This window comes from Microcoleus sp. ARI1-B5, from assembly GCF_036705795.1.
Lineage (GTDB): Bacteria > Cyanobacteriota > Cyanobacteriia > Cyanobacteriales > Microcoleaceae > Microcoleus.
On sequence record NZ_JAUBVK010000015.1, the window covers coordinates 122,006 to 145,984 of the forward strand.

The window sequence follows — 23,979 nt, forward strand, 5'->3', positions numbered from 1 at the left end:
TTTTGAATTAAAAGGACTCTGGCGCTCCCTAGATTAATCGGCATCAAGACTGACGTAGTGGAAGCCAAAAACCCAGTTTCTTCATAGATGTCTCGTTTTCCAACCCGATATTCTCGGAGAAAACAGTTTTTTTACCTAAGTTTTAGGTATAATAATTGCTATTTTCGCTCTCAGCTTCTATCCCAAGAAAGAGCTTAAATTTTCACCCGCCCATTCCTTAGGAATAGAAGTCTGGTAAGTAAATCCACTTAAACGTAAAAGACGGATGGCGAAAAAGCTTGCTGTGTATGTCTTCTTCCTTCTTCCTTCTTACTTCTTCCGACTTCCCTCGGACTTCTACTTGCTGTGCTGAGTTTAGCAGTATTTAGAGATATCTTGCTTGCAGGTGTCAGCTAGAAAAGTTAAAGCCCGAAAACGCAAACCCATCAGTTGCTCGTAGAAAGGATTTAGTTTGCACAAGGGCGGAATGCGAAAAATAGTTTTGTCGAATATCTTGACATTTCTGGCAAACGGACATTGGGCGGGAATTAGTTTGCACAGCCAATTTGCTAGTTGAGAATTGTTGACTTCAACTGCATCTAGTTTCTCGCGCAGCGGGCCGAGGAATGCGAATTTATGGCTGCAATCGAAAGCGGCTGCCTGGGGAGCAAAATTTGTGGCTGAGTACATAAGACACTTCCTCTGTTACTGAAATTAGAAGTTGATTTATTTCATCTTTTTTGCTGCACTTTTATAATTTAAGCTATTTTACTTCTACCGCAATCAATCTTTAGCTGTAACCGCAATTCCTATTAGCTTCTATCTAAAGAAATAAATATTTATAAATTTAATGCTTAGACAAGAATTTTGTTATCTAAGTTACCAAACTTCGCAATCCAAAATCATTCACAGGACAGATGGACGATAAATTAAATCGATTTATAATGAGAGGGGGCGCGTTTTTGAGCAAAAAAGCATCGCCCCTTGGCGAGGGCGATGCTGTTTCAGAAGAGCGCTAATTCTATTCTGGAAAATCAGGGATTACCCATTTGGGAGGTTCCGTCCGTTTCCTTCTCAGCGCTTCCTCTGCCATTTCTAGCATTTTGTCGAGAGAAGTATTTTCAATAAAGTTGGAAGTTACTTCTGCGTATTCCCGCTTCGGGCACTTGTCGCCCAAAACGCAGCCGTTGACGCAAGCTACAGCACAATCGACAGTGTTCTCCACCATAACTCTTTTCCTTTCAGGGTTCCAACAACTAGCAGGCAGGTGCTCTGGGTGAATTTGTCAAGAGACTGCCCTCTGTCTTCATTTTACTTTACAAACTCGCATCAAATGTCGATCGCCAGCGCAAAACTGTTATAAAATCAAAGCAACCTACCAAATTAGCCGATTAGGAGCAATTTTATGCGGCGCTTAAAATTTTTACCTTGGCGAGAAATACTGCTAATTGCCGCCCTCGTCAACTCAATCGTGATTGGATTGGAGCTATTTTTAGACTGGGGTTTCACGCAATCACCAATAATCTATAACATCCTGGTGCTTTTCCGGGGTTCTGTGCTGGGGGTATTCACGCCTTTTGCTGTCGCAGTGGGAATGGGAGCTTTAGCAGTTTACTTTATGGAGTATCTACAGCAACAATTTTTACTCAACCGGACTAATCTTTGGATTTTAGCTTTGTGCGTATTTTTGGGTGTGTTCTTAAAGTCTATAATCTTAGGTTCGGTTTGTATGCGTTTATTGAACACTGCACTAATAGGAGTTACTGTAGGAGTTTTTTGGAAGGGCCGGCCTTATTGGCGATAGCCTATACGATTTTAGATTTTAGATTTTAGATTGAAGAATCGGTCATGACTCATGAAGCTCGTGGTTTCGAGCTTGTCTAAAGTTGCATTCTTTTTTGAAGATAGATTGTAGGGTGCGTGTTTTTTGGGTTGAGTACAAAAAGCTATGGTTTTATCCGATGACGCACCCTACTAATTAGACTACAGAAACCGGGTTTTTCACCGAAATTTACCGTTTCAACCAAGTATTTTGATGAAAAACCCGGTTTCTGGCCACCCGTGCATAAGTCCTACTTAGTTAAAGCAAGAAATTCCCTCTTCCTTCTTCCCTCTTCTGACTTCCATCTTCCTTATTTCTTATTCCATCCGTTACATCCGTTACATCCGTTACACAATCCGTTGCCGAACTTCCTTCTTCCATCCGTTACATCCGTTACACAATCCGTTGCCGAACTTTCCTCTGATTATGGCAGCCAAAAATCGGGAATAAAAGTTTTAGTCAAACTGCGAGCAAACTGATTAATCTGTCTGCCAATTTGAATGTGCGGTTCATCAGCCTCCACCGGAATAATTGCCGCTTTCTTTCCGATTCCGAAGCGCGAAACTACCAAATTAGCCGCCTCCAAACCAGTAACACAAGCCTTTTCCTGCGACCAAGAACCGTGACGGGTCACAACCCAATCGCCGCTCATAAATACATTATCATAACTTGTGACCGCAGGCAACAAATACTGATAACTTCCCGGTGCAAAATGCGTCACCGCCCGCGATAAACGAATCGCGCTGCTGTCGATTACTTTTGCCTCCCGAAAAGCCGGAATGCAAGTCGCTAAATCCCGCTGAACAAGAGCAACAATTTCCTCATCTTTCAGGGGAATTAATTGATTGGCGTGATAAAAGTCAGCTTCCACAACTGTTCCCGGCTCGGAGCGAAATTCGTCGTGCAAAGCATTCAAATCAAAAAACGTCCAGCCCGTAGTCGAACTAAATCCAAAACAGGCATTTGAAGGCAGCGGAATGTCAATTTTTCTGTCAAACCACAGGCGAACAGCTAACACGTCAACAGCGCCCAAATTCATCGCGTCCCGAAACTCTTGGCGGCTTTGCAAAGCTGGGCTGCTGCTGATAATTTTTTGCATTCCGGTGACGCCAACTGCAAAAATAACTGCATCTGCATCGAAGGTTTCGTCGCCGCAGACAACTCCCGTCGCTCGGTTGTTGCTGTCAACTATTACATCAGTAACTCGCCGCTTTGTCAATAGTTTAGCGCCGATTTTTTCCAGGCGCTCTACCCAGGGGCGAAAGATTTTTTCTCCGACAGTGCCGCGACACCAAACTACATCAAAATCCGGTTGGTGTGCTAGAATGAAATAATAAAGCATTCCCAAAGCTGCGGCGGCAGAACACTGTTCTCCGGGTGCAAATAATCCTACTAATAACATCGGCTCGAAAGCATCGCGGTACAGCCTCGCAGATACGCCAAACTGTTTGAACAATTCGCGGGCTGTAACGCGATCGTACCTGCGCCAAGCTTCGTCGGAGTTGTCGAAATCTAGGACGGCGTAGAGTAATGGTAATGCTGAAAGCCGATCGACTAATGGCAGTCTTTTAAATCGCGTGTACAAGAATGTTCCTAACGGTGTGGGAAGTCGCGGCTCGTCCTGAAAAATGGGAGATTCTACTTCCAATCCGGCGGGGGAATACTGACAAGAACGAGTCCAAGGCGTGAAAGGATCTAGTCCTAATTCCTTGACTAATGAAAAGATATTTTTGTAGGGATACCAGAAGCCGTGAATGCCTGCTTCTACGGAACGCCCGCCGGCGGTTTTCCACCCCGCGACTAAGCCTCCCGGCTGAGGCCCTGCTTCTAATAAAGTTACGTCATAGCCTTGTTGGGCTAGGTGGTAGCTAGCGCCTAAACCGGCCCATCCTGCACCGACTACGACTATTTTTGGGGTTGGCGATTCTGCTGACATTGCGTACCTCTTGATTCTTTATTAATCATGACATAATCGCTAAAATAAAGTGAAATATGAGATAAATTAGCTAAAGGTTAGACAGGCGGTTTTTGACGGCGCGGCCTGTTATATTAAAACGTTAAGGTGAGTTTTTCCCTGAATTGAGATTAGAGTAAAATACACAAACTGAACGGGTTGTCAATATGCAATTGATTAATTATTTGACTTCTGTTTTCGGGGTGATTTGGCAAAACAGCATTTTTCACTGGGCGGCGTTGATTTTGCTGTGCGCGGCTGTTTGGGGCGAGTACACTTCTGTGAAGCAGTACCAGCGTTATGTGGGCGCGAAAAGCCGATCGACTTCTGAGGCTGTCACTTATTTGAACTCCAAGTTAGAAAGCGGTACATCAGGGGCGATCGATCTACAGCAGCGGGAAACAGCAGCCGACACCTGGAAACAGCTTCTAGACTGGTTTAGCGAGCACTTGGCGGGGGAAATAACCGCCGACGGCGAGGCTTACAGGGCGCAGGTAAAATCCGGGCGGTTTGTGTTATTTCAGTATCCGTCAATTTTAGTGCGATCGGCACCTCGGAGTCAGTGGCGGTTTGTGCCCAGCGTCTTAGTAGCCCTGGGGGTTTTAGGCACATTTTACGGCATTCAAACCGGCTTGCAGGATGTTAACTTGGGTTCGCTGGAAGATACTAAACAATTGCTACCCTCGATTAGCACGTTGCTGGAGGGGATGAAAACAGCGTTTTCGACTTCTCTGATGGGTTTGGGCTCTTCTAGCATATTTACGATCGTGTTGGCTTGGGGCGATCGCGCGCGCGTTGCTAACCTATCCAATTTGCGGAACAAATTAGATAAAATCGCGAAATTACAAACGCCGGAACAAATGTTTTCCCGCGCCAATTCTAGCGGTGGCGATACTGCGGAGGCGATCGCACTTGCAACGGAGACAATGAGAACCGGATTTGCTCAAATCATCGAGGCTCAAAGCAATGTGAATTCGCAGGAGCTCGGACAGCAAATCGGTTTAGCAATGACCCCAGTTTTTCAAGACATCCGCCAAGAATTATCCGTACTCAAACAGATTAAAGCCGACCAAGGCGAAGAGATACTAAACAACCTGCTTTTAGGGCTCCGCACCGAAGTAATTGAACCCGTAGTCGGGCGGTTAGATCAAAGCGCCCAGTCCACTCAAGAAGCATCCGAAGCTGTCAGAGAACTCAAGAACGAATTGGGCGGAATCTCTTCTAGTTTAGCACAATCAATCCTGACAATTCAAACTTTCCAGCAAGATACATTAGTGCAGTTACAGGAATTTGCCAACAACTTGCAGCAGATTTTAGGACAGTTTCAGACCGACACCCACGGCGTTTTGCAGGAAATGGCCACCGAAATACGATCGGGAGTTGGAGAAAGCATTGAAGGCATGAAAGCACAAAGAACAGCCTTCCAAGAAAGCGCCCAAGAAGCCGCCAACACATTTAGAGGAATTCAGGACAACTTGCAAGCATCTCTCCACACTCAAGCCGAACAAGAAAGAGAAATGCTGCAAGGTGTGGAAACCCGGATGACAAATATTTTAAATGCAACGCACGCAGCTTTTCAAACTCAGTCGAACACGATTAAAGCAGTAGGCGACGAAGCTTCGGGACTCATGGATCGAGCGCGAGAAAACCTGGTGGGCAGCTTGCAAAATGTTGACGCCATGCTGCAAAACACCCGCGTCACAGTGCAGCAAGAATTAGACAACTTCCGGGTTACGTATCAAGCCTCTCTCCAGCAATTCTTTACCGAACAAAACAATTTATTAGAAGGAACATTAGGCAAGCAGCAAAAAGGTTTAGCGCAGGTTGTACTCGGCTTGCAGAAAGTTTTTCAGGAAGAATCGGAGAAACGCAAATTGATGTCGCAGCAAGTTGACCAAAGCATGAGCCAAATTTTGACAACAGCCGCAGAAGTGAGTCAGTTTGCTACTTCTGTGGGGTTGAATTCCAGCCAGCGTTTGGCACAGTTGCAGGAACTGGCAAAGATAACCGGACAAGAAGTGCTGCGGGTAGAAAGCGTTTATGAAAAAATGGCAAATCAGTTCAATGCAGAAGGGGAAAGGTTGCAAACTACCTATACAAATTTGGTGAATCAATTAAATGCAGCTTTGCAAGCGGAACAAGAACAAGTGCGGCGGGTTGAAAGTGCGTATCAGAACATGACAAATCAGTTCGATCGCGCTTTGGAGTTAGGCAACAATCAATTAGTTGGCTATTTGGAAAAAACTACTTCATCGCAGCACAAGTTTTTTGAAGAAGCAGATACTTCGATGGCGAAAGTGTGCAGTGGGTTGCAAGAAAGTTCGGACGGTTTGATGCAGGTTGCTCATTATTTGGTGGCCGCTGCTGATAATTTGGGGACGAAGAAACCGTAGGGGCGGGTTTTACGAGAGATATTGCAAACATATCGCAGGCCTAATAAACCCGCCCTCCATAGTTGTAGGGGCGGGTTTTACGAGAGATATTGCAAACATATCGCAGGCCTAATAAACCCGCCCTCCATAGTTGTACTGGCTTGAAAATTGACAATTAAGCATCTTTCACCATCCAAACTAACAAGCTCAGAATATGCTCGACAGGGGGCAGCGGATAGTCGGTTAGGTCGATCGTTATTATTTGTCCCTCCAACTTCAAAAACCGCCATTGCGTGCCGCTGGTAACGCAACCGTAGACAGCCCCAAGCGGTTGCTCTTTTGCCCGATTAAATTGTTCTACAGCCAGCATTTCTGCAATGCACTGTCCCAGCCCAGATTTCAAGTCAGATTTTTTTGCCTCAACCACAACAATTGCTGGAGCTTCCACCGTAAGTTGTTCGGGAGAACGGCTAATTAGGAAATCACAAACTCCGTTTAGTCCAACACTCGGATCGACATTAAATTCTTCGCCAGAAAACACGCTGATTTGACGGTTGAGAATGCGCCGCACTTCCAGCAAAACAGGATTTATAATGACTTCAGAGCGAGCTTTTTCGGTGTCTACAGCGATCGCCCAAGGTACATCCTCTAAAATCGCTAATAGCTTAGAACTCGCAGCGATCGGCTCAACAGCGTCCGGGAAAAATCTGCTTCCCTCAACTATCGTCAGGTGAAAATCTCGCTTCACCTTTTCGATGCTAAACTGACTGTAGGGCATAATATTTTCTTGTTGTTTTTATTCGAGATCGTCATGTAAAATGGCAGAATATATCAAAGAGTCCACAGCAATAATTATATGTCAAATATGACGGTCGAAAATCCAAATTAACACCTAACCACAAAAATGAGAGATTTATCAGATTTAGACAATGCACCGGAAATAGAAGAAGAGGAAGACTCCAGTGTCTTGCTGTCGATCGGCGATTTAATGTCCGGCTTGCTGATGTTGTTCGCCCTTTTGTTCATCACCGTGCAAATTCAACTCAGCGAAAAGGCGAAAATGCTCGATGAGAAAATCCTTCAGGTGGAAAAACTGCGGCAGGAATTGCAGCAATATCAAAGGGCTTTTGAAGGACTGCCGCAAATTATTGTCAATGCTTTAGAGGGAAAAGTTGGAGACAAAGATATTTTTAGTGTTGACCCCGGAACCGGAGATGTCAGCATTCGCGATCGCATTTTGTTTGATAATAACAGTTCCGTCCTCAAACCCGAAGGTAAAAAGTTTTTGCAAGCCTTCATTCCCATTTACAGCCAAGTGCTTTTTGCTAACAAACAGTTTGAAAACCAAATTGCTCGCGTTGTCATCGAAGGACATACCAGTTCCGCAGGTTCCGACCAAAAAAATCTGGAACTGAGTTTGCGCAGAGCTTTAGCTGTTTCTAATTTTATGTTTTCCGATGAGGTTAATTTTCCTAAAAAAGCCCAATTGCAGCAGAAAGTATTAGTTTCGGGACGGGGAGAATTAGACGCAAATCCGACTCAAAATGCCGCGGGCGATCGCAAAGTCGTTTTCCGCTTCCAATTCCGCCGCGAAAACTTGAATGTAGACTTAAAACGTCAGCTACCGTCACCCGAAAGCAAAAGCCCGAATTCTACCCCTAGATAAATGCTGCGGCTTGACCTGCGGATTTAATATAAAATGTGTGGGATTATTAGTCCTACACGCACGGGTAGCCAGACACCCTGATGAAATCGCTCTTTCCCAATCGAAAATCAAAAATCGAAAATCGAAAATTGTATAGCCTGTTGCTGCTATTATTTCCCGCCAGCGCATGGCTGATCGTTTTCTTCATTTTGCCGGTGCTAATTGTACTTTTGTACAGTTTCTTAGAACGCGGTACCTACGGCGGCGTTACTTGGGTATTTACTGTCAGCAACTACCAGCGTTTGTTCGGCGGACTTTTCTTAGGCGTAATTGGGCGATCGCTCTTTTTAGCTTTTCTCACAACCGCCGCTTGCTTGTTAGTTGGCTATCCCCTAGCATTCTTCATCGCCACCCGTCCTCCCCGCTGGCGAAATGCCTTGCTTTTGCTGGTAATTATTCCATTTTGGACTAATTTTTTGGTGAGAACCTACGCCTGGATAATTCTGCTGCGCAGCGAAGGAGTAGTGAACACAGCCCTGCAAAGCCTGCAAATTATTACCGAACCGTTAAACTTGCTGTTTACGCCTTTCGCTGTGGCGATCGGTCTGATTTACGGCTATTTACCTTTCATGGTTTTGCCTTTATATTCTAGCATAGAACGCTTCAACTTTTCATTAGTAGAAGCCGCTCAAGATTTAGGTGCCAATGATATTAGAACTTTTTGGCGCGTATTTTTGCCATTGACAACTCGCGGCCTTGTTGCGGGTTCGATTCTTGTTTTTGTTCCCGCAGTCGGCGCTTTCATTACACCGGATATATTGGGCGGCTCTAAAACAATTATGGTGGGAAATTTGATTCAAAATCAGTTTATGAAATCCCGCGATTGGCCTTTTGGTTCGGCGCTGTCTATGCTGTTGACGGTAATAATATTAGTTCCTGTTTTAATTTACTTCCGCGTGTCCGACGAAACCGAATAGGGGTAAGGTGCGAAATGGGCACATTACTTCGACATTCCTGAACGCATCGAAGTTCAAAAACCCGGTTTCTTCATCAATGTCTCAAGCAAGCAGCCATGATTTTCTTTGAAACCGGGTTTTTTTGCGCAAGTCCTGTGGGATTTTAACTACAGACATCCACCTACAGACTCAATTTGCTGCAATTGATATAAGATATCCGCTTCCAAGTCTTTCAGACGTTTAGTTTCAGCGAGTATGTCAATTTCTCGCGATTGTTTTTGATCGAGCAAACTATCTAACTCGGCTTTGCGAGAATTGATGTCAGCATTCACGCGATCGCACACCTGTTCTTCGTAAGTATTAAAACATTTTCTGACTGCTACACCAATATATTCCGACTGTTCTTCAGCAATTTGTGGCAGATATTTGACAAACTCTGTCTTGGTCGCAGAAATGAACTGTTGGCGAACATACTCTGCTTGCAATGATACCACACCTGTAACTAACAGAATTCCCGCAAAAACCGAAAGAGTTAAAGAGGCAAAAACTACACCGATAATATTTAGCACGAGCGTGACCATGACACAAGCCAAAACACTCTGCCAAAACATATTGAAAGAATGAATGCCTCTGTTGAGGTTGTCGGGAATGGATGAAAACATATCTATTGCAACCTCAGCCCAAGTCGAGCTGTCTTCAGGCTTGTAGCTATGTCCGACGGCGTAAAACCGATAGCCTAAAAGCTTCTTATTCATAGCTTCTACTACTCGTTCATATTCAATTCGGCGATCGGCTGCTTTTTCCTCCAGTTCCGAGAAAGCAGAGGCTATTTTCTGTTTGGCAATGAATTCCCAAGCACTGAGACGATCGTTCATATATCGCTCGAAAGCGCGTTTGAATGAGGTATAGAACATTGCCCGGTTGTTTTTGTCGAGAAATTGCATGAAATCTAAATCGGGCTGAGTGCTTAAAAAATCCTCTTCAAACGTCTTCTCTAAATCCAGGATATAGGTACGGAAAGAATCGGATATTTCCTGGGAAGTGGTCTCGCAGGCAGTTCTAATTTCTTGCTGGAATTGATTGCCAATTTCCGACAAAGTGGCGAAGTCAGACTGAATCAAATCAATTTTATGTTTCAATTCCTCGACAGTTTCTTCTAGCAAAGGAATGCGGCGGGAGATTGCTCCTTGAAAGCGGTTGCAAGCTTGAAGCGCGAGATCTCTTGCTTGTTCCCGTTCAGCCGCAGCTCGTTCCCCAGTCAAAAAATGATTGAGAGCGGCAAGAAACTCCACAAAGCCAGTACCCTCCAAAGTAGCTTCTGAGTTTTTCAAACGAGTACGCAAGGCATTGAGAGCAGAAATCTCAAATACTCGCTGCTGATAAATATCCCGACCCCCATCCTGACAATATTCGGTCAGATTAGTTTGGAAAACTCGACGCAGTTTCTCCTCGGCTAATTGCAGTGCCTCAGTGTCTTCTGGATCGACAAGTCCATCTCGAATCCTATCCCAAGAATTGACGATAAAGAAGATAGTTAAACCTCGGTCTTTGAGGTAATTCTGGAGATAGCGGCGTTCCTCCAACGTGCAAGGTTGAGACGCACTCAAGACAAAAAGTATGGCGTCACAGTTATAGATATAGTCGAGAGTAAGCTGGTTTCGCGCTTCCGTATCATTCAGTCCCGGACTGTCCACAAATTCGATACCTTTGGCTAGCAGCGGTAGCGGATGTTCTACTACCGCATGGCTGATATCTGGAAAAGCTAGCTGTTGGCCCCGCTCTAGAATTTTTGCTTCTTCTGGATCAATTGTATAGCGCTGCTTAAACTGCTGAAAATCTATTTGCTCTGGTTGTTTGCGATCGTTATAGTAAATCGTCGCTTTCTCTGCTTTACCGTATTTTAACACTGTTAACAAAGCAGTACAGGGAGTGACATCGCTGGGAAGTAAATTCTGCCCTAGCAAAGCATTCAGAAATGTGCTTTTTCCCCGCTTCATATCCCCTAATACTAAAAACCGAAATACTCCTTGGCGCAAATTTTCGCTTTGCTGGATGAGACGTTCTATATCTTGAGAGAGTCCTAGTTTTCCCGATGTATTTTCTGCTGGCGATTCCGCTTGGGTGAGCTTTTGGGCGAGATTCTCCAACAAAGCTGCTATCTCGTTGCGAACTCTGACGAGGCGATCCAAGTTATCGCTCCAACCAGCCACTTTTTCTAGACTGCTCATGGGTCTTCCCTAGAGTAATGTGTAATTCGATCTTATCACCTCGATCGAGATCAATTTAGGGTAAGATGCGCAAATGACTGATGACGGCAGGACTGATGACTAAAACAAAACTAGATTTATTTGTTCGGGCGATCGGCAAAAAGTGGCTTTGGGTACTAGCTGCACTAGCATTTGCCTTCCTTTACTTGCCCATTCTCATCTTAATTATTTACTCGTTTAACGTCTCCAAATTTAACGCAGTTTGGCGCGGTTTTACCCTCGATTGGTACCGCAGCTTGTTTAGCAATGCAGGCGCGACTCTTGCTACCAGCAGCAGTGCCGGAATTTTGCCAGCACTTAGCAATAGCTTGCTAATTGCAGCTATTTCGACGGCTTTAGCGACTATTTTCGGTACCATGCTCGCGCTAGCACTGGAACGCTTTCATTTTCCGGGACGCAAAGCAGTAGAAGCTTTACTGTTTTTGCCGATTATTATGCCCGAAATTACGATCGGCATTTCGCTGCTAGTTTTCTTTACCCTAGCATTTCGGATCGTAGAAAATCTCACGGGAATCCGCCTCAATCTCGGCTTACCTACAGTAATTATCGGTCACGTTGTCTTTAATATTTCATTCGTAACGATTACCGTCAGGGCGCGTTTGGCAGAACTCGATTCCACATTAGAACAAGCAGCCTTTGACTTGGGCGCTAACGAATGGCGGACTTTTTGGCGCGTCACTTTCCCTCTAATTTTGCCAGCTATTTTCAGCGCGGCACTGCTGGCTTTTACTCTGTCGCTGGACGATTTTGTCGTGACATTCTTTACCACCGGCGTCGGTTCCATGACGCTGCCGCTATTGGTTTACGGCATGATAAAATTTGCAGTGACGCCAGCGATTAATGCCATCTCAACTTTGATGTTGTTGGCTTCCTTGTTGCTGGTTGTATCATCGATAAGAGTTCAAAAAAGTTAAAAAAATAGCTTTTTGTGTCATAATTAATTTCGCGTACAACTAACAAAACCCATGAAACGCCTGCTGACTTTCTTACTTTTGTTTGTGATGAGTGCAACGGTGGCTTTCGGGTGCAGCCGCACAGGCGGCAACCAGCAGCAAGTCCTCAGCATTTACAATTATGCAAGTTATATCGCCCCAGAAGCGATCGCCCAATTCGAGAAAGAGAACAATGTTAAAATTCAATACGACACTTTCGAGAACAGCGACGCACTCTATGCCAAACTCAAGCAGGGAAATCCCGGTTACGATGTAATATTTCCCGCCGATTACATGGTGAAAATTATGGCGGCAGACAATATACTTGAGCCGTTAGATTTGCCGAAAATTCCTAACAAAACAAATCTGGATTCGAGATGGATGAACCAAACATTTGACCCTGGCAACAAATATTCGTTACCTTATCAGTGGGGCACAATGGGAATTGGTTACAACTTGAAAGCAACCAAGGGCGAAATTAACAGTTGGGGGGCGATGTTCGATTCTAAATATACGGGAAAAATAGCATGGCAAGATGATGCCCGATACACATTCGCAGGGGTTTTAATGTATTTAGGATTTGACCCCAATACAACTAATCCCGAAGAAATTAACAAAGCCCGAGACTTGCTGATTAAAAATAAAAATATCATTGCCGCTTTTGTCCCCGACACGGGTCAAACTCTGCTAGATCAAGGAGAAGTTAATCTGACAATGGAATGGAGCGGCGATATTTTTCAGGTTATGAAAGATAATCCCAATCTCCGCTACGCTATTCCCAAAGAAGGCACAATTGTCTTTTCTGATAACATGGCAATTCCCAAAGGTGCGGCGCACAAAGAGTTAGCGGAGAAATTTATTAACTTCATTTTGCAGCCAGAAGTAGGTGCGACAATTTCTAATTTTACTCACTATGGCTCGCCGAATAAAGCAGCAATAGACAAAGGTTTAATTGACCAGAAAGATTTGAATAATCCCCAAATTTACCCGCCGGCTGAGGTTTTTGGCAAACTGAAATTCTTGCAGGATGTCGGGAAAGCAACCGCACTGTACGATCGAGCTTCGACGGAAGTTAAAGCAGGAGCTGGAAAGTAAGCTATTTCACATTTAAATTGCATATTTGGGGTGGTGCTGCGAAGCCCACCTCACAAGAAAGAGTTTTAACTGGTTCCAAGGCTCTTCCTTGGAACCCATATAAGCGAGGAAGAGCCTCGGCTGGGACACAGGAAACAGGAGGCAGAGCCTCCGGATCTGCGTTACCAGGCAAAGCCTGGTAACGAGTAGAAAGCGAGTAACTAACTAACTGTAGGGTGCGGAGCGGGGGAAAATTATTGAGTATCTCGTCAGAACATTCAGCCCTGAGGCACCCTACAATAACTAAAAATTAAATTCAAATGCAGAATAGACTAATCGCTGACACACCCTAGCAGGATAGATAACAATGCACGCCGTCGAAATTTTAGACGTTTCCAAAGTATTTAAAAGTGCCCGCAGTCAAGATTTCTTAGCTGTAGACAATATCAACCTGCAAATTGGCGATCGCGAATTCTTTTCTTTGCTCGGCCCTTCCGGCTGCGGCAAAACTACAACTTTGCGAATGATCGCGGGTTTTGAAACTCCCACAGCGGGCGAAATTTACATTCACGGCCAACCGATGCAAAATCGCCCGCCATTTCACCGCCCAGTGAATACGGTATTTCAAAATTATGCTTTATTTCCGCACATGACAGTAGCACAAAATGCTGCATTTGGGTTGGAAATGGAGAATTTGCCTCAGCAAACAATTCGCGATCGCGTGGCGGGAGCTTTAGCATTAGTACAGTTAACGGATGTAGAAAAACGCTATCCCCGCCAACTGTCAGGGGGACAGCAGCAGCGAGTAGCGCTGGCGAGGGCGTTGGTCAAAGAGCCTTCTGTTTTGCTGTTGGATGAACCCCTAGGAGCGCTGGATTTAAAATTGCGCAAAGAGATGCAATTAGAATTAAAAAAAATGCAGCGCAAATTGGGAATTACGTTTATTTATGTAACTCACGATCAGGAAGAAGCACTAACTATGTCAGACAGAATTGCAGTGATGGATGGAGGAAAACTGCAACAAGTCGGGACGCCTGTTGATATTTATGAATATCCTAAAACGAGGTTTGTTGCTGATTTTATTGGGGACAGCAATTTTTTAACCGGGCGAGTAGTAGAAAAGCAACACGGTAAAATAATCGTGTTGGTTGACCAGCAGTTGCCCGTGTTAGTTGCGACAGCAGAAAATTGGCCCGCTGGGAAAGTTGTTACTCTGGTGTTGCGGCCGGAAAAAGCTGCTATTTATCCGGCTAATTATGAGGCTGAACATAGCTGGCCGGGAGTAGTTGAAGAGGCGATTTATATTGGCACTGACACGCGCTATACGGTGCGCCTGACTGCTAAAAGCTCGATCGGCCTTCGCCGACAAAACTTGCACAGAGATGACTTGCAGCGGCACAAAGTTGGCGACAGCGTTCGAGTCGCCGTGCCGCCAGAAAGTATCTGCATTTTTTGAAACATCCTGCTGAATTCGCTCTCCTTTACTGCGGTGATGGCGAAGGACTCTCGGCCCCGGGCAATGGAATTTCCGCAGGAGGAGATTCTGGCGACGGCGAGGGACTCTCCGAAGTAGGAGATTCTGACGACGGCGCGGGAATTTCCGCAGGAGTAGATTCTGGCGACGGCGAGGGACTCTCGGCCCCGGGCGAGGGAATATCGGCACCGGGCGAGGGAATCGGCGAAGGAGTTGGGGCGGGAGTTTCCGGCGGTGGCGGAAGTTGTTCGGGCTCGGGCTGAGGGCTTTGGAGGCTGCGCACCCACAAACCTAAACCGGCGCAGGCTAACATCAGGGCTAACAGCCCCAGCAGGGGCAGCAAACGCTTGGGCTTCTGTTGTTTTTCAACTCGTTCCGGGGCGGGGGAAGTTTCAGGGTACAGCAACTGTTTGGAGGATTCAGAAAGCTGAGATTCTGGCATCCTCCCGGTTTTTTGGAGGGATGTCGGGAGGGAGGGCGGTAGCGACACTGACGGCGATGACACCGGCGCGGATGACACCGGCACTGACGCACCCGCCGGATCGAACAGTACCAATCTCTCCGGCGACATCCGACAGTGAGTCACCACCACAGAAGTGTTGTCGTAACCGTTTTTCTCGTTGGCGAGGCGAATCCAAGACTGAGCTGCAGCTTCCAGAGACATTTTGCCCTCTAGCACCGGCCTGCCGTAATTCTCCCAAGATTGCTCTACCCAGTCGTTGTCGCTCAAACCGTCGGAACACAGCAGCAGCAAGCCTTCCTCTTCGACAATAAATCGCTGAATCGTCGGGCGCAGGAAATCGCCGTCCCGCGTGCCCAAAGCTTGAGTCAGGGCTCCTGCATCCGATCGCAATTGAGTCTCCCAGTATAAACTGTGTCCTAGCTGGACTTCCCTGGACGCTACGTCATCGTCAACTGTCAGCCGCTGACAGTAATCTTTGCCAATCCAATAAGCGCGGCTGTCTCCAACATTAACTAAATAAAGTTCGTGACTGTTTACGATCGGCAAATCCTCGGAAACTTTCACTTTTTGAGGCAACTGGAGAGCCATCACCAAAGTCGTTCCCATCCGCTGCCGCAACTCTTTTCCCTGCTCGTTATTTTGAGCCGAAATCACATTATTCACAACTCTGACTATTTCTTCGAGTTGCTTAATTACCATTGCTGGCGTCATCAACTCTTGTTGCTCAGCGATTTCTGCGAGCAAATTTTGGATTAAAGATTTCAGGGAATGCACGGCTAATTGACTGGCAACTTCTCCTCCTTCGTGGCCTCCAACCCCGTCGCAAACCATTGTCAAGTAAGGAATTAGTTTGTCGTTCCCGGAACTTTTGAGCGATTGAAAATCAGCAGCAGTCGGATAGCAACTATCTTCATTTTTGGAGCGCTGCGGCCCGGTATCGGTGATGCCGACTACTTCTAAATGCAGGGGCAATTTAGCAGCTTGTTCTAATAGTAAATCGTTGAGTTCCAGGGCGATCGCCTCGAAATTCATGCTGCTGCGGCGCATAAACAGACAAATCTCTCCGAGTCTCGACTGCACAGGAGGCTGCGCCGATTCCACCAAACCCGACCACACATCTCCCAAATCCCGCAGCGTCGGTACATAATTGCCCCGGTGCAGTTCCAGCAGGCGCACCCGCCAACCTTCCACCCGCAAATTTTCCGGTACCAGCAAACTCGAAGCGACTCCCTGTTCCGACAGCGCCGTCCACATTTGAAGCATTTGCCACAGCCAGTAAACTTGGCGCGCGGCACTTGTCTGAGCCCAAGCTTGTAGAATAGAAGGATGCAGGCTACCGAAATTATTGATCGGCACATTTTCCAACAACAGCACCTCTGTCGCTTCCGGTGCTTCCCCCAGGGAGCAAAAACCGTATACTTCGGGCGCGTGCAGCCGTTGGGGATACAAATGCAGGTAAGGCATAATGCTATCCGGCAGTTGTTCGGGGACGCTTGGAGGGATAGATGGACGGCTATCGAGCCAGATTTGGGGTGCCACGACCAAATATCGATCGGCGATTGCCTTACCCGCCGGCACTGCCTCGGCTGCTGGGCCCACCGCCCACAAATAGCGATAAATTAAATCGGTTTCGCAAGCTGCACACTGCTGGCGGCCAAGCGTATTGCGGGGTTCGGGACAGCTCAGATTCGGGCAATAAATGGGTTGTGAGAAATTGCTGATCATATTGAAATAGTTTGTGTAAAAACATTCAGAAGATATATGATTCCCAGCCTCGAATTCACGAGCTTGAGAATAAACCGATTTTAGCCCCTATCAATTTCTTAACTGGCTTTGGGGCCTTAGAAATTGTAGTTGCTGCCAGTGTCCGCCGGCTAAGATTGTAATTTAAGTTACTCAAACTGTAATTTTGAGTACGATCCAAGCCTCAACCTGGTACCGCTGGGCGAAAAATCGCTCTCCAAGGGCTAGCAAGTCGCAAAGCCTTGCAGACTCAGTTGTTTGCAATTCTTAAATCTCAAATTTCAAATCTAAGATCTAAATATAGTATCACCTATTCTTTTTATGATCTGGACTCCCACGCTCCTTTGGCTGCTAGGTGGGGCATTGCTCTGTTTGGCAGAGCTATTTCTCCCCACTGCTTTTGTCGCTTTTATGATGGGACTGAGCGCCTTCGCGGTTGCTGGATGCTCTCTAGTTTTACCTTACGTTAATTTACAAATATTGCTGTGGATGGTATTTTCGACAGTTTTTGTGCTGCTGTCCCGGCGGTTGATACCAAAAGGCAAGCCAAGGGCGATCGCAGATTCTCAGGAAGCTAAAACTTTAACAGAAATTCCCCCCGGAGAAGCGGGCCGAGTGATTTATGAGGGGAATTCTTGGCGAGCTCGCTGCGAAGACAGTTCTACCGCCATCCCCCCCAACCAAAACGTCATTGTAGTCGGCAGGAAAGGCACTACTCTGATAGTTTTACCAGAACATTTGCTGCATTCCTAAAAAAGATGCGAAATTAGTAATAGCTAATTGGTAGTTGGTAATTGGGAAAAAGGTAATTGGTAATTGCTCAACATTTAACAGTTATAGGAGGCGACCGTGGAACAAATTTTTTTACTCGTATTTTTAGCCCTGGGCGGCTCAGCCCTCGCAGGTTCCGTCAAGATTATCAATCAGGGAAATGAAGCGCTGGTAGAAACTTTAGGTAAATATAACGGCAAGAAACTCGAACCAGGTTTGAATTTTGTCAAGCCGTTTCTCGATCGCGTAGTTTACGAACAAACAATTAGGGAAAAAGTCTTAGACGTTCCGCCGCAAGCTTGTATTACGCGCGACAACGTTTCCTTCACCGTGGATGCTGTGGTTTACTGGCGGATTGTAGACTTGGAAAAAGCCTGTTACAAAGTAGAAAATCTTCAGTCAGCAATGGTAAATATGGTGCTGACTCAAATCCGCGCGGAAATGGGTCAACTCGACCTTGAACAAACCTTTACTGCTCGTTCTCAAATTAATGAAATCTTGCTCAGAGATTTAGATATTGTTACCGATCCTTGGGGAGTGAAAGTAACGCGGGTAGAACTGCGCGATATTATCCCTTCTAAAACTGTACAGGAATCGATGGAATTGCAGATGGCAGCCGATCGGCGGAAGCGGGCGGCAATTCTGGCATCGGAGGGCGAACGCGAGTCAGCAGTTAACAGCGCCAAAGGTAAGGCCGAAGCGCAGGTTTTGGATGCGGAAGCGCGCCAAAAAGCGACTATTTTGGAGGCGGAAGCTCAACAAAAGGCGATCGTCCTGAAAGCGCAAGCAGAACGCCAAAGTCAGGTTTTGAAAGCTCAAGCTACTTCTGAGGCTTTGCAAATTATCGGCAAAACGCTGCAAAATGACCCCAATGCGCGGGAAGCTTTGCAGTTTTTGTTAGCTCAAAACTATCTGGATATGGGCTTGAAAATTGGCAGCAGCGACAGCAGCAAGGTGATGTTCATGGACCCGCGCAGCATCCCGGCTACGATGGAAGGATTGCGATCGATCGTTGGGGAAGCAAGTAATAATGAGGTGAACAAATAGAAATAAAGGGCGATTGAAATCGCGACTGCACAAATAGAAAGGGATCTTGAAATCGCGACTGCACCAATACAAACGGATCTTGAAATCGCACGCCAAACAAACGATGTCCGCCGGACGCCGACCAAGAATTCATTCAACCGGCGTCCGGCGGGTTTCGTCTGTATAGCAGCGATTTCAAGATCCGAGTAAGTATCTTCTTCCTTCTTCCTTCTTCCTTCTTCCTTCTTCCTTCTTCCTTCCCTAAGATTCTTGAGCGAGAGTACACCGATCGCACAATCCGAAGAATTCCAATGTGTGATAATAAATCTTGAAAGAGTGAGATTGTTGCAGTTGGCTTTCTAAGTGGTGGACGGGGCACTCGTCGATCGTAATTGACGCACCGCATTCGAGACAAGTGAGGTGGTGTTGGTCTTGGTGGGCGGCACCGTAGAGAGATTCGCCGCTAGCAAGCGTTCTGACGTGAACGAACCCCTCTCGCTTCAAACCGTCGAGGGAACGGTAAACGGTTGCTAAGCCCATGCTTTGGTCGCTCTGGCGCAGTTCTAGGTAGATATCTTGCGCTGAGAGCGATCGATTCAGGACTTTGAGCAAGTTTAAAATACGCTCCTGACTGCGGGTGCGGTGGGTTCTCATAATTTTTTTGTGTAGTCTGCTGGAATCACATTTGTCCCTGTTTCTAGGCTATCTTACTTGGGGGCTGTGCAAATGGCGATCGCGCGCAGCCTGGTTGTAGAATACAATGGCGCTAACTTGCACATCACCTACCGCAACATTTCCCGTGACTCAGAAATATCTTGCCCAAATCTATGTTACCCTCCGCCCTTCGGTTTTAGACCCCGCCGGCACTGCCGTACAGTCCGGTCTGCAACACATGGGATACGACAATGTTGAGCGCGTGCGGATCGGGAAGTACGTTGAATTGACCCTGACTGCTGCTGATGAGGCCCAGGCCCGCGAACAACTCGATCGCGTTTGCGACCAACTTTTGGCCAATCCAGTTATTGAGAATTATCGCTTTGATTTGACTGCAATTGCTGTACCTGTCGAGACAGCGGCGGCATAAATGCGATCCCCCCTAACCCCCCTTAATAAGGGGGGGACAAGAGCGTTCAGAGTCTCTCTTACAGGTATAAATTCGCCCCCCCTAACCCCCCTTAATAAGGGGGGGACAAGAGCGTTCAAAGTCTCTCTTAAAAAGGAAGGAACTCGGAACACTCAAAGTCCCCCTTCTTAAGGGGGATGCGAGGGGGATCTAGGCTTCGATACAAACGAAAGAAACAGAGGATTTAAGTCTTAAGTTGACACCTCTTCCTTCTTCCTTCTTCCTTCTTCCTTCTTCCTTCTTCCTTCAACATCTGCTTATGAAATTTGGAGTTATTGTTTTTCCCGGTTCAAATTGCGATCGCGATGTGGTGTGGGTAACTCAAGGGTTGCTCAACCAACCGACGCGCATGATTTGGCACGAAGATACCGATATTTCGGATATTGACATCATTGTAATTCCCGGCGGTTTTAGTTACGGAGATTATTTGCGTTGCGGCGCGATCGCCCGTTTTTCTCCGGCGATGCGGGCTACTGCGGAACACGCGAAACAAGGAAAGCTTGTACTCGGCATCTGCAACGGTTTTCAGGTGTTGACTGAAGCTGGTTTATTGCCCGGTGCTCTGGTGCGGAATGCGGGATTGCATTTTATTTGCGATCGCGCTTCTCTGAAAGTTGAACGCGGCAATACTCCCTGGACTTCGGCTTATACTTCGGGTGAAATCATCGATTTGCCGATCGCCCACGGTGAAGGAAACTATTATGCCGATGCCGATACTTTAGCCGAGTTAGAAGATGGCGATCGAGTGTTGTTTCGCTACTGTACAAGTGCCGGGGAAATTAGCGCTGCTGGCAATCCGAACGGTTCGTTAAATAATATTGCCGGTATTTGCAATCGCCAAGGCAATGTATTAGGAATGATGCCGCATCCTGAGAGGGCTTCCGATCCAATGTTGGGCGAAACTGATGGGATAAAATTGTTTAAAGGGTTGCTAATGGCTACTGTGACCGCTGTTTTGTAGCTTTGGTTATTGGTTGTGTGGGGGCGGGTTTACCTGAATTGTTTGTGGGTATTAAAGATGTTGGCTCACGGGCCCCTACCGCATCTCGGAAACCCGCCTTCACCCATCGACAGAATTCGATCGCACTTTTTGCACATTTCTACCTTGTAGCAATTCTCTGGCCGCGCTAAACTACGGCAAAGTGAGAAAAATATTTAATTTATGCCGCAGATAGATTTAGCAAATATTAAAACTCGGCTGCTCGGAGGCAGCGCGGTGATGACTGTCGGGCAGATTATTTCTAGTGTGCTTGGCGGGCCGGGGGCTGAAGCTGCTGCCGCGATGATGGGCGGCCCGATCGCAGTTGTGGGAGTTTCGGCTTTAGCTACTATTGCTGCTAGTTTGGCTGGCGATATGGTGTCTGCGGAACTCGGCAACCATATAGTCGATCGCTTGGCTAAGAATAAGCATATACTCGACAATCACGATTTGACTCGGGCGGCGGGTGAGGCGATCGGCTATATTCTCAAGTCCGTGGCGCGATCGACTGAATTAATAGAACTTGCCAAATCCAAGCATTTGCCCGATCCTAAAAAAGCACTCAACGAATTAGCCGAAAAAAGTATTACATATTGGCTCAATATTAACACAGAAATTACGGATTCGTCAAGTATTTTAAAGATTTCGGAAGACCAACTTACTAAGATATTTTCTGCTGATAACTTTGATGAAGTTACGGGATTGACTGCGGAAGATTGGGGGATTTTTGTCAGCGGATTCGCGGCGAGTGAGGGCAAATCCTTCGATGGTGAAATCGTGCAGTTTGCGGCGCAAAAACTGCACGCAACTTTCCCGCAAGCGTTTCGGGAAGTGCTGAAACAGGATGCGGAGACTGGCGGGCAGAAGTTTGCGGCGATGGTGTTGAATCTGCACCAAGTTGCTTTGGCCGAGCTCAAAGATTTGGGGCTGCAAAATGGCGAAATCCTCGATAAATTGGAGGCTGTGGCCAGTCAGCAGCAGATTTGTCAAGTGATGGTGCGGCTGGAGGCGATCGAAATTGGCATCCGATCCGATTTAGGGCAAATCCAGGATTTGCTGCAAAGATTAGTTGATACTTCCGCGCCGAGATTGCCGCTTCCCTACGAGTGCGAGACGATTATTAATGATAAAGTTCAAGACTTTACAGGCCGCAAATTTGTATTTGAAGAAATCAGCCGCTTCTTGCAGCAAAATCCCAAAGGTTACTTTGTTTTAGAAGCCGATCCGGGTGTCGGGAAAAGTTCGATTATGGCCATGTGCGTGCTGCTGCTGAAGCGCCGCTGCGTTGCCCATTTTAACTCGCAATCTCAAGGCATTGTCCGGGCAGAACAATTTCTGGAAAATGCCTGCACTCAGTTAATTCAAGGCTTTAAACTAAATCATCCAAAATTGCCGGATAATGCGACGAGAGATGGCAATTTTTTAGGGCGGTTGTTGGGGGAAGTTAGCGCTAAGTTGAACGGCAAAAAGTTGATTTTTGTGGTGGATGCGCTGGATGAAGTCGATTTGAGTTTGCAGGGGCGGGGTAGCAATGTCCTCTATTTGCCGGATGCTTTGCCGGATAACGTTTATTTTATTGTTTCCAAGCGGCCGGAATCTCTGCCAATGCCGGCGAATCATCGGGTTTTTGATTTGATGCAGTTCAGTGCAGAAAGTCTGGAAGATGTCAAGGGTTATATTGAAAAACGCACGAGCAATAGTTCGTCTATTCAGGATTGGATTAACCGTCAAAATTTGAGCCGGGAACAGTTTGTGGCGGCGGTGGCTGCAAAAAGTCAGAATAATTTTATGTACCTCCGCTACGTGCTGAATGATATCGACAGCGGCAAGTACAGCGATGTGACTTTGAACAATTTGCCTGTGGAGTTGGAAGGATATTATGAGAAGCACTGGGCGCGGATGGAAATGGCGGTTAAGGATAAAGAATTGCGCCGCCGGAAGTTGAAGGTTATTTATTTGTTGACTAAAACTCGCAAGCCGGTTTCTTGCGATATTTTGGCGGATTTTGCTGAGGAAGATGCCTTAGACGTGCAGGAAGTTCTCGATGATTGGGAACAGTTTCTGCGTACTAACAGCGATACTCCCCCAGATTACAGTATTTATCACGCGAGTTTCCAAAGATTTCTGCATCGTAAGGATGTAGTGCAGAAAGCTGGGGTTTCACTGCGGGATATTGAAATGGCTATTTCTAATAATTTGTGGAGGGATATGTTCGGCGATGAGTAAATTTAAAGAACGGTTGGGGAAAATGTCGCCGAAAAAGCGGCTTTTGGCTTTGGAAACTCTGCCGGGGCATTTGGTTGAGAGTGTTCAAGGAGAAAGGCTGTATCAGTTGTTGACGGATTTCGATTTTATTGAGGCGAAGTTGGATGCGATCGGGGTTCAAGGGTTAATTGAGGATTATGATTTGGCGAGGGTTTCTGATGTTTTGTTGTCGGAGGGGCAAGCTGAAAGTTTGAAGTTAATTCAGGGGGCAATTCGGAAGTCGGCGCACATTTTGGAGAGGGATAAAACGCAATTGGTAGGTCATTTGTGGGGGAGGTTGGTGGATTTTGAAATACCAGAGATTCAGGTGATCGTGGAACAAGCTAAGCAGTCAAGAAATAGTCCTTGCCTGTGGCCTTTGAGGGCTAATTTAGAACGGGCGAATGAAGGGGCATTGCGGACGCTTATCGGTCATACTAACTCGGTAACAGCAGTTGCGATCACACCCGACGGCAAGACAGCAATTTCGGCTTCAAGTGATAACACCCTGAAAATCTGGGACTTAGACAGGGGTAGTGAACTCAGAACTCTCACTGGTCAGACTTCTTATGTAAGAGCAGTCGCGATCGCACCAGATGGCAAACGAGCAATTTTTGCTTCAGGTGACATTCTGAAAGTCTGGGAATTAGACAGCGGTAGCGAACTTAGAACTCTCATCGGCCATACTTATTCAGTAACAGCAGTCGCGATAGCACCAGACGGCAAACGAGCAATTTCGGCTTCAGTAGATAACACCCTCAAAATCTGGGACTTAAACAGTGGTAGCCAACTGAGAACCCTGAGCGGTCATACTTCCTATGTAACAGCAGTCGCGATCGCATCAGATGGCAAGCGAGCAATTTCGGCTTCTGACGATAAAACCATCAAAATCTGGGACTTAGACAGCGGCAGCCAACTCAAAACCCTAGCTAGTCATAATTCCTACGTAAAAGCAGTTGCGATCGCACCAGACGGCAAACGAGCAATTTCGGCTTCAGTGGATAAAACCATCAAAATCTGGGACTTAGACAGTGGAAAGGAACTGAGAACTCTCACCACTCATAATGACTTGTTAAAGGCAGTCGCGATCGCATCAGATGGCAAGCGAGCAATTTCGGCTTCTGACGATAAAACCATCAAAATCTGGGACTTAGA

The 23,979-nt window shown here is 46.5% G+C and carries 20 protein-coding genes; 13 read left to right on the forward strand and 7 right to left on the reverse strand.

From position 1 onward, the window contains the following. Positions 1-354: 354 nt before the first annotated feature. Together QUB63_RS21195 and QUB63_RS21200 are read right to left on the reverse strand one after the other, a co-directional pair. Positions 355-669, reverse strand: coding sequence for a Mo-dependent nitrogenase C-terminal domain-containing protein (locus QUB63_RS21195; protein WP_332947281.1), 315 nt, complete (start codon positions 667-669; stop codon positions 355-357). Between the two features lie 331 nt (positions 670-1,000). Next, the gene (locus QUB63_RS21200) at positions 1,001-1,207 is read right to left on the reverse strand and encodes a hypothetical protein (RefSeq protein WP_293262200.1); all 207 of its coding nucleotides are present in this window, start codon (positions 1,205-1,207) and stop codon (positions 1,001-1,003) included. Between the two features lie 177 nt (positions 1,208-1,384). Here QUB63_RS21200 and QUB63_RS21205 point away from each other — a divergent pair, with 177 nt between their 5' ends. Then, complete coding sequence (locus QUB63_RS21205; RefSeq protein ID WP_332947282.1) at positions 1,385-1,783, forward strand: peptide chain release factor 1; 399 nt, start codon at positions 1,385-1,387, stop codon at positions 1,781-1,783. 442 nt (positions 1,784-2,225) lie between these two features. Here QUB63_RS21205 and QUB63_RS21210 read toward each other — a convergent pair whose 3' ends face one another. Further along, positions 2,226-3,737 carry a hydroxysqualene dehydroxylase gene (locus QUB63_RS21210; RefSeq protein ID WP_332947283.1) on the reverse strand — a complete coding sequence of 504 codons (1,512 nt, stop codon included), beginning with the start codon at positions 3,735-3,737 and terminating at the stop codon, positions 2,226-2,228. A gap of 185 nt (positions 3,738-3,922) precedes the next feature. On the opposite strand from QUB63_RS21210, the gene QUB63_RS21215 reads away from it, so the two are divergent. Further along, positions 3,923-6,148 (forward strand): hypothetical protein, encoded by a 2,226-nt coding sequence (locus QUB63_RS21215; protein ID WP_332947284.1) that lies wholly within the window; start codon positions 3,923-3,925, stop codon positions 6,146-6,148. A gap of 154 nt (positions 6,149-6,302) precedes the next feature. Here the strand turns inward: QUB63_RS21215 and QUB63_RS21220 are convergent, their stop codons facing one another. Next, positions 6,303-6,905: a hypothetical protein gene (locus QUB63_RS21220; protein WP_332947285.1), complete on the reverse strand. Its 603-nt coding sequence runs from the start codon at positions 6,903-6,905 to the stop codon at positions 6,303-6,305. 126 nt (positions 6,906-7,031) lie between these two features. Here QUB63_RS21220 and QUB63_RS21225 point away from each other — a divergent pair, with 126 nt between their 5' ends. Then, complete coding sequence (locus QUB63_RS21225; RefSeq protein WP_332947286.1) at positions 7,032-7,793, forward strand: OmpA family protein; 762 nt, start codon at positions 7,032-7,034, stop codon at positions 7,791-7,793. An 80-nt stretch (positions 7,794-7,873) separates the two neighbouring features. Continuing rightward, positions 7,874-8,749 (forward strand): ABC transporter permease, encoded by an 876-nt coding sequence (locus QUB63_RS21230; protein ID WP_332947287.1) that lies wholly within the window; start codon positions 7,874-7,876, stop codon positions 8,747-8,749. A gap of 146 nt (positions 8,750-8,895) precedes the next feature. Here the strand turns inward: QUB63_RS21230 and QUB63_RS21235 are convergent, their stop codons facing one another. Next, on the reverse strand, positions 8,896-10,956 hold the full coding sequence (locus QUB63_RS21235; protein ID WP_332947288.1) for a dynamin family protein: 2,061 nt from the start codon (positions 10,954-10,956) through the stop codon (positions 8,896-8,898). 95 nt (positions 10,957-11,051) lie between these two features. Here QUB63_RS21235 and QUB63_RS21240 point away from each other — a divergent pair, with 95 nt between their 5' ends. The 3 genes from QUB63_RS21240 (at position 11,052) to QUB63_RS21250 (ending at position 14,457) form a co-directional block, all read left to right on the forward strand. Continuing rightward, complete coding sequence (locus QUB63_RS21240; RefSeq protein ID WP_332947289.1) at positions 11,052-11,909, forward strand: ABC transporter permease; 858 nt, start codon at positions 11,052-11,054, stop codon at positions 11,907-11,909. Between the two features lie 51 nt (positions 11,910-11,960). Then, positions 11,961-13,022: an ABC transporter substrate-binding protein gene (locus tag QUB63_RS21245; protein ID WP_332947290.1), complete on the forward strand. Its 1,062-nt coding sequence runs from the start codon at positions 11,961-11,963 to the stop codon at positions 13,020-13,022. Between the two features lie 346 nt (positions 13,023-13,368). Continuing rightward, positions 13,369-14,457: an ABC transporter ATP-binding protein gene (locus tag QUB63_RS21250; protein WP_332947291.1), complete on the forward strand. Its 1,089-nt coding sequence runs from the start codon at positions 13,369-13,371 to the stop codon at positions 14,455-14,457. 25 nt (positions 14,458-14,482) lie between these two features. Here the strand turns inward: QUB63_RS21250 and QUB63_RS21255 are convergent, their stop codons facing one another. Continuing rightward, a complete protein-coding gene (locus tag QUB63_RS21255) occupies positions 14,483-16,663 on the reverse strand; it encodes a protein phosphatase 2C domain-containing protein (protein ID WP_332947292.1) in 2,181 nt (726 codons plus the stop codon). Between the two features lie 339 nt (positions 16,664-17,002). Here QUB63_RS21255 and QUB63_RS21260 point away from each other — a divergent pair, with 339 nt between their 5' ends. Next, complete coding sequence (locus QUB63_RS21260; RefSeq protein WP_332947293.1) at positions 17,003-17,434, forward strand: NfeD family protein; 432 nt, start codon at positions 17,003-17,005, stop codon at positions 17,432-17,434. A gap of 96 nt (positions 17,435-17,530) precedes the next feature. Next, entirely contained in the window at positions 17,531-18,499 is a 969-nt protein-coding gene (locus QUB63_RS21265) for an SPFH domain-containing protein (protein WP_332947294.1), read from the forward strand. A gap of 240 nt (positions 18,500-18,739) precedes the next feature. On the opposite strand, the gene QUB63_RS21270 is transcribed toward QUB63_RS21265, so the two are convergent. Beyond that, positions 18,740-19,132, reverse strand: coding sequence for a Fur family transcriptional regulator (locus QUB63_RS21270; RefSeq protein ID WP_332947295.1), 393 nt, complete (start codon positions 19,130-19,132; stop codon positions 18,740-18,742). 106 nt (positions 19,133-19,238) lie between these two features. Between QUB63_RS21270 and purS the strand changes: the two genes are divergently transcribed. From purS to QUB63_RS21290, 4 genes are all read left to right on the forward strand, one after another. Further along, positions 19,239-19,562, forward strand: coding sequence for a phosphoribosylformylglycinamidine synthase subunit PurS (purS, locus tag QUB63_RS21275; RefSeq protein WP_442921782.1), 324 nt, complete (start codon positions 19,239-19,241; stop codon positions 19,560-19,562). 298 nt (positions 19,563-19,860) lie between these two features. Continuing rightward, entirely contained in the window at positions 19,861-20,562 is a 702-nt protein-coding gene (gene purQ / locus QUB63_RS21280; protein WP_332947296.1) for a phosphoribosylformylglycinamidine synthase subunit PurQ, read from the forward strand. A 201-nt stretch (positions 20,563-20,763) separates the two neighbouring features. Beyond that, a complete protein-coding gene (locus QUB63_RS21285; RefSeq protein WP_332947297.1) occupies positions 20,764-22,806 on the forward strand; it encodes an ATP-binding protein in 2,043 nt (680 codons plus the stop codon). Further along, the coding region (locus QUB63_RS21290) for a WD40 repeat domain-containing protein (RefSeq protein ID WP_442921781.1) at positions 22,799-23,979 on the forward strand (1,181 nt) is incomplete at its 3' end. The genes QUB63_RS21285 and QUB63_RS21290, both read left to right, overlap by 8 nt.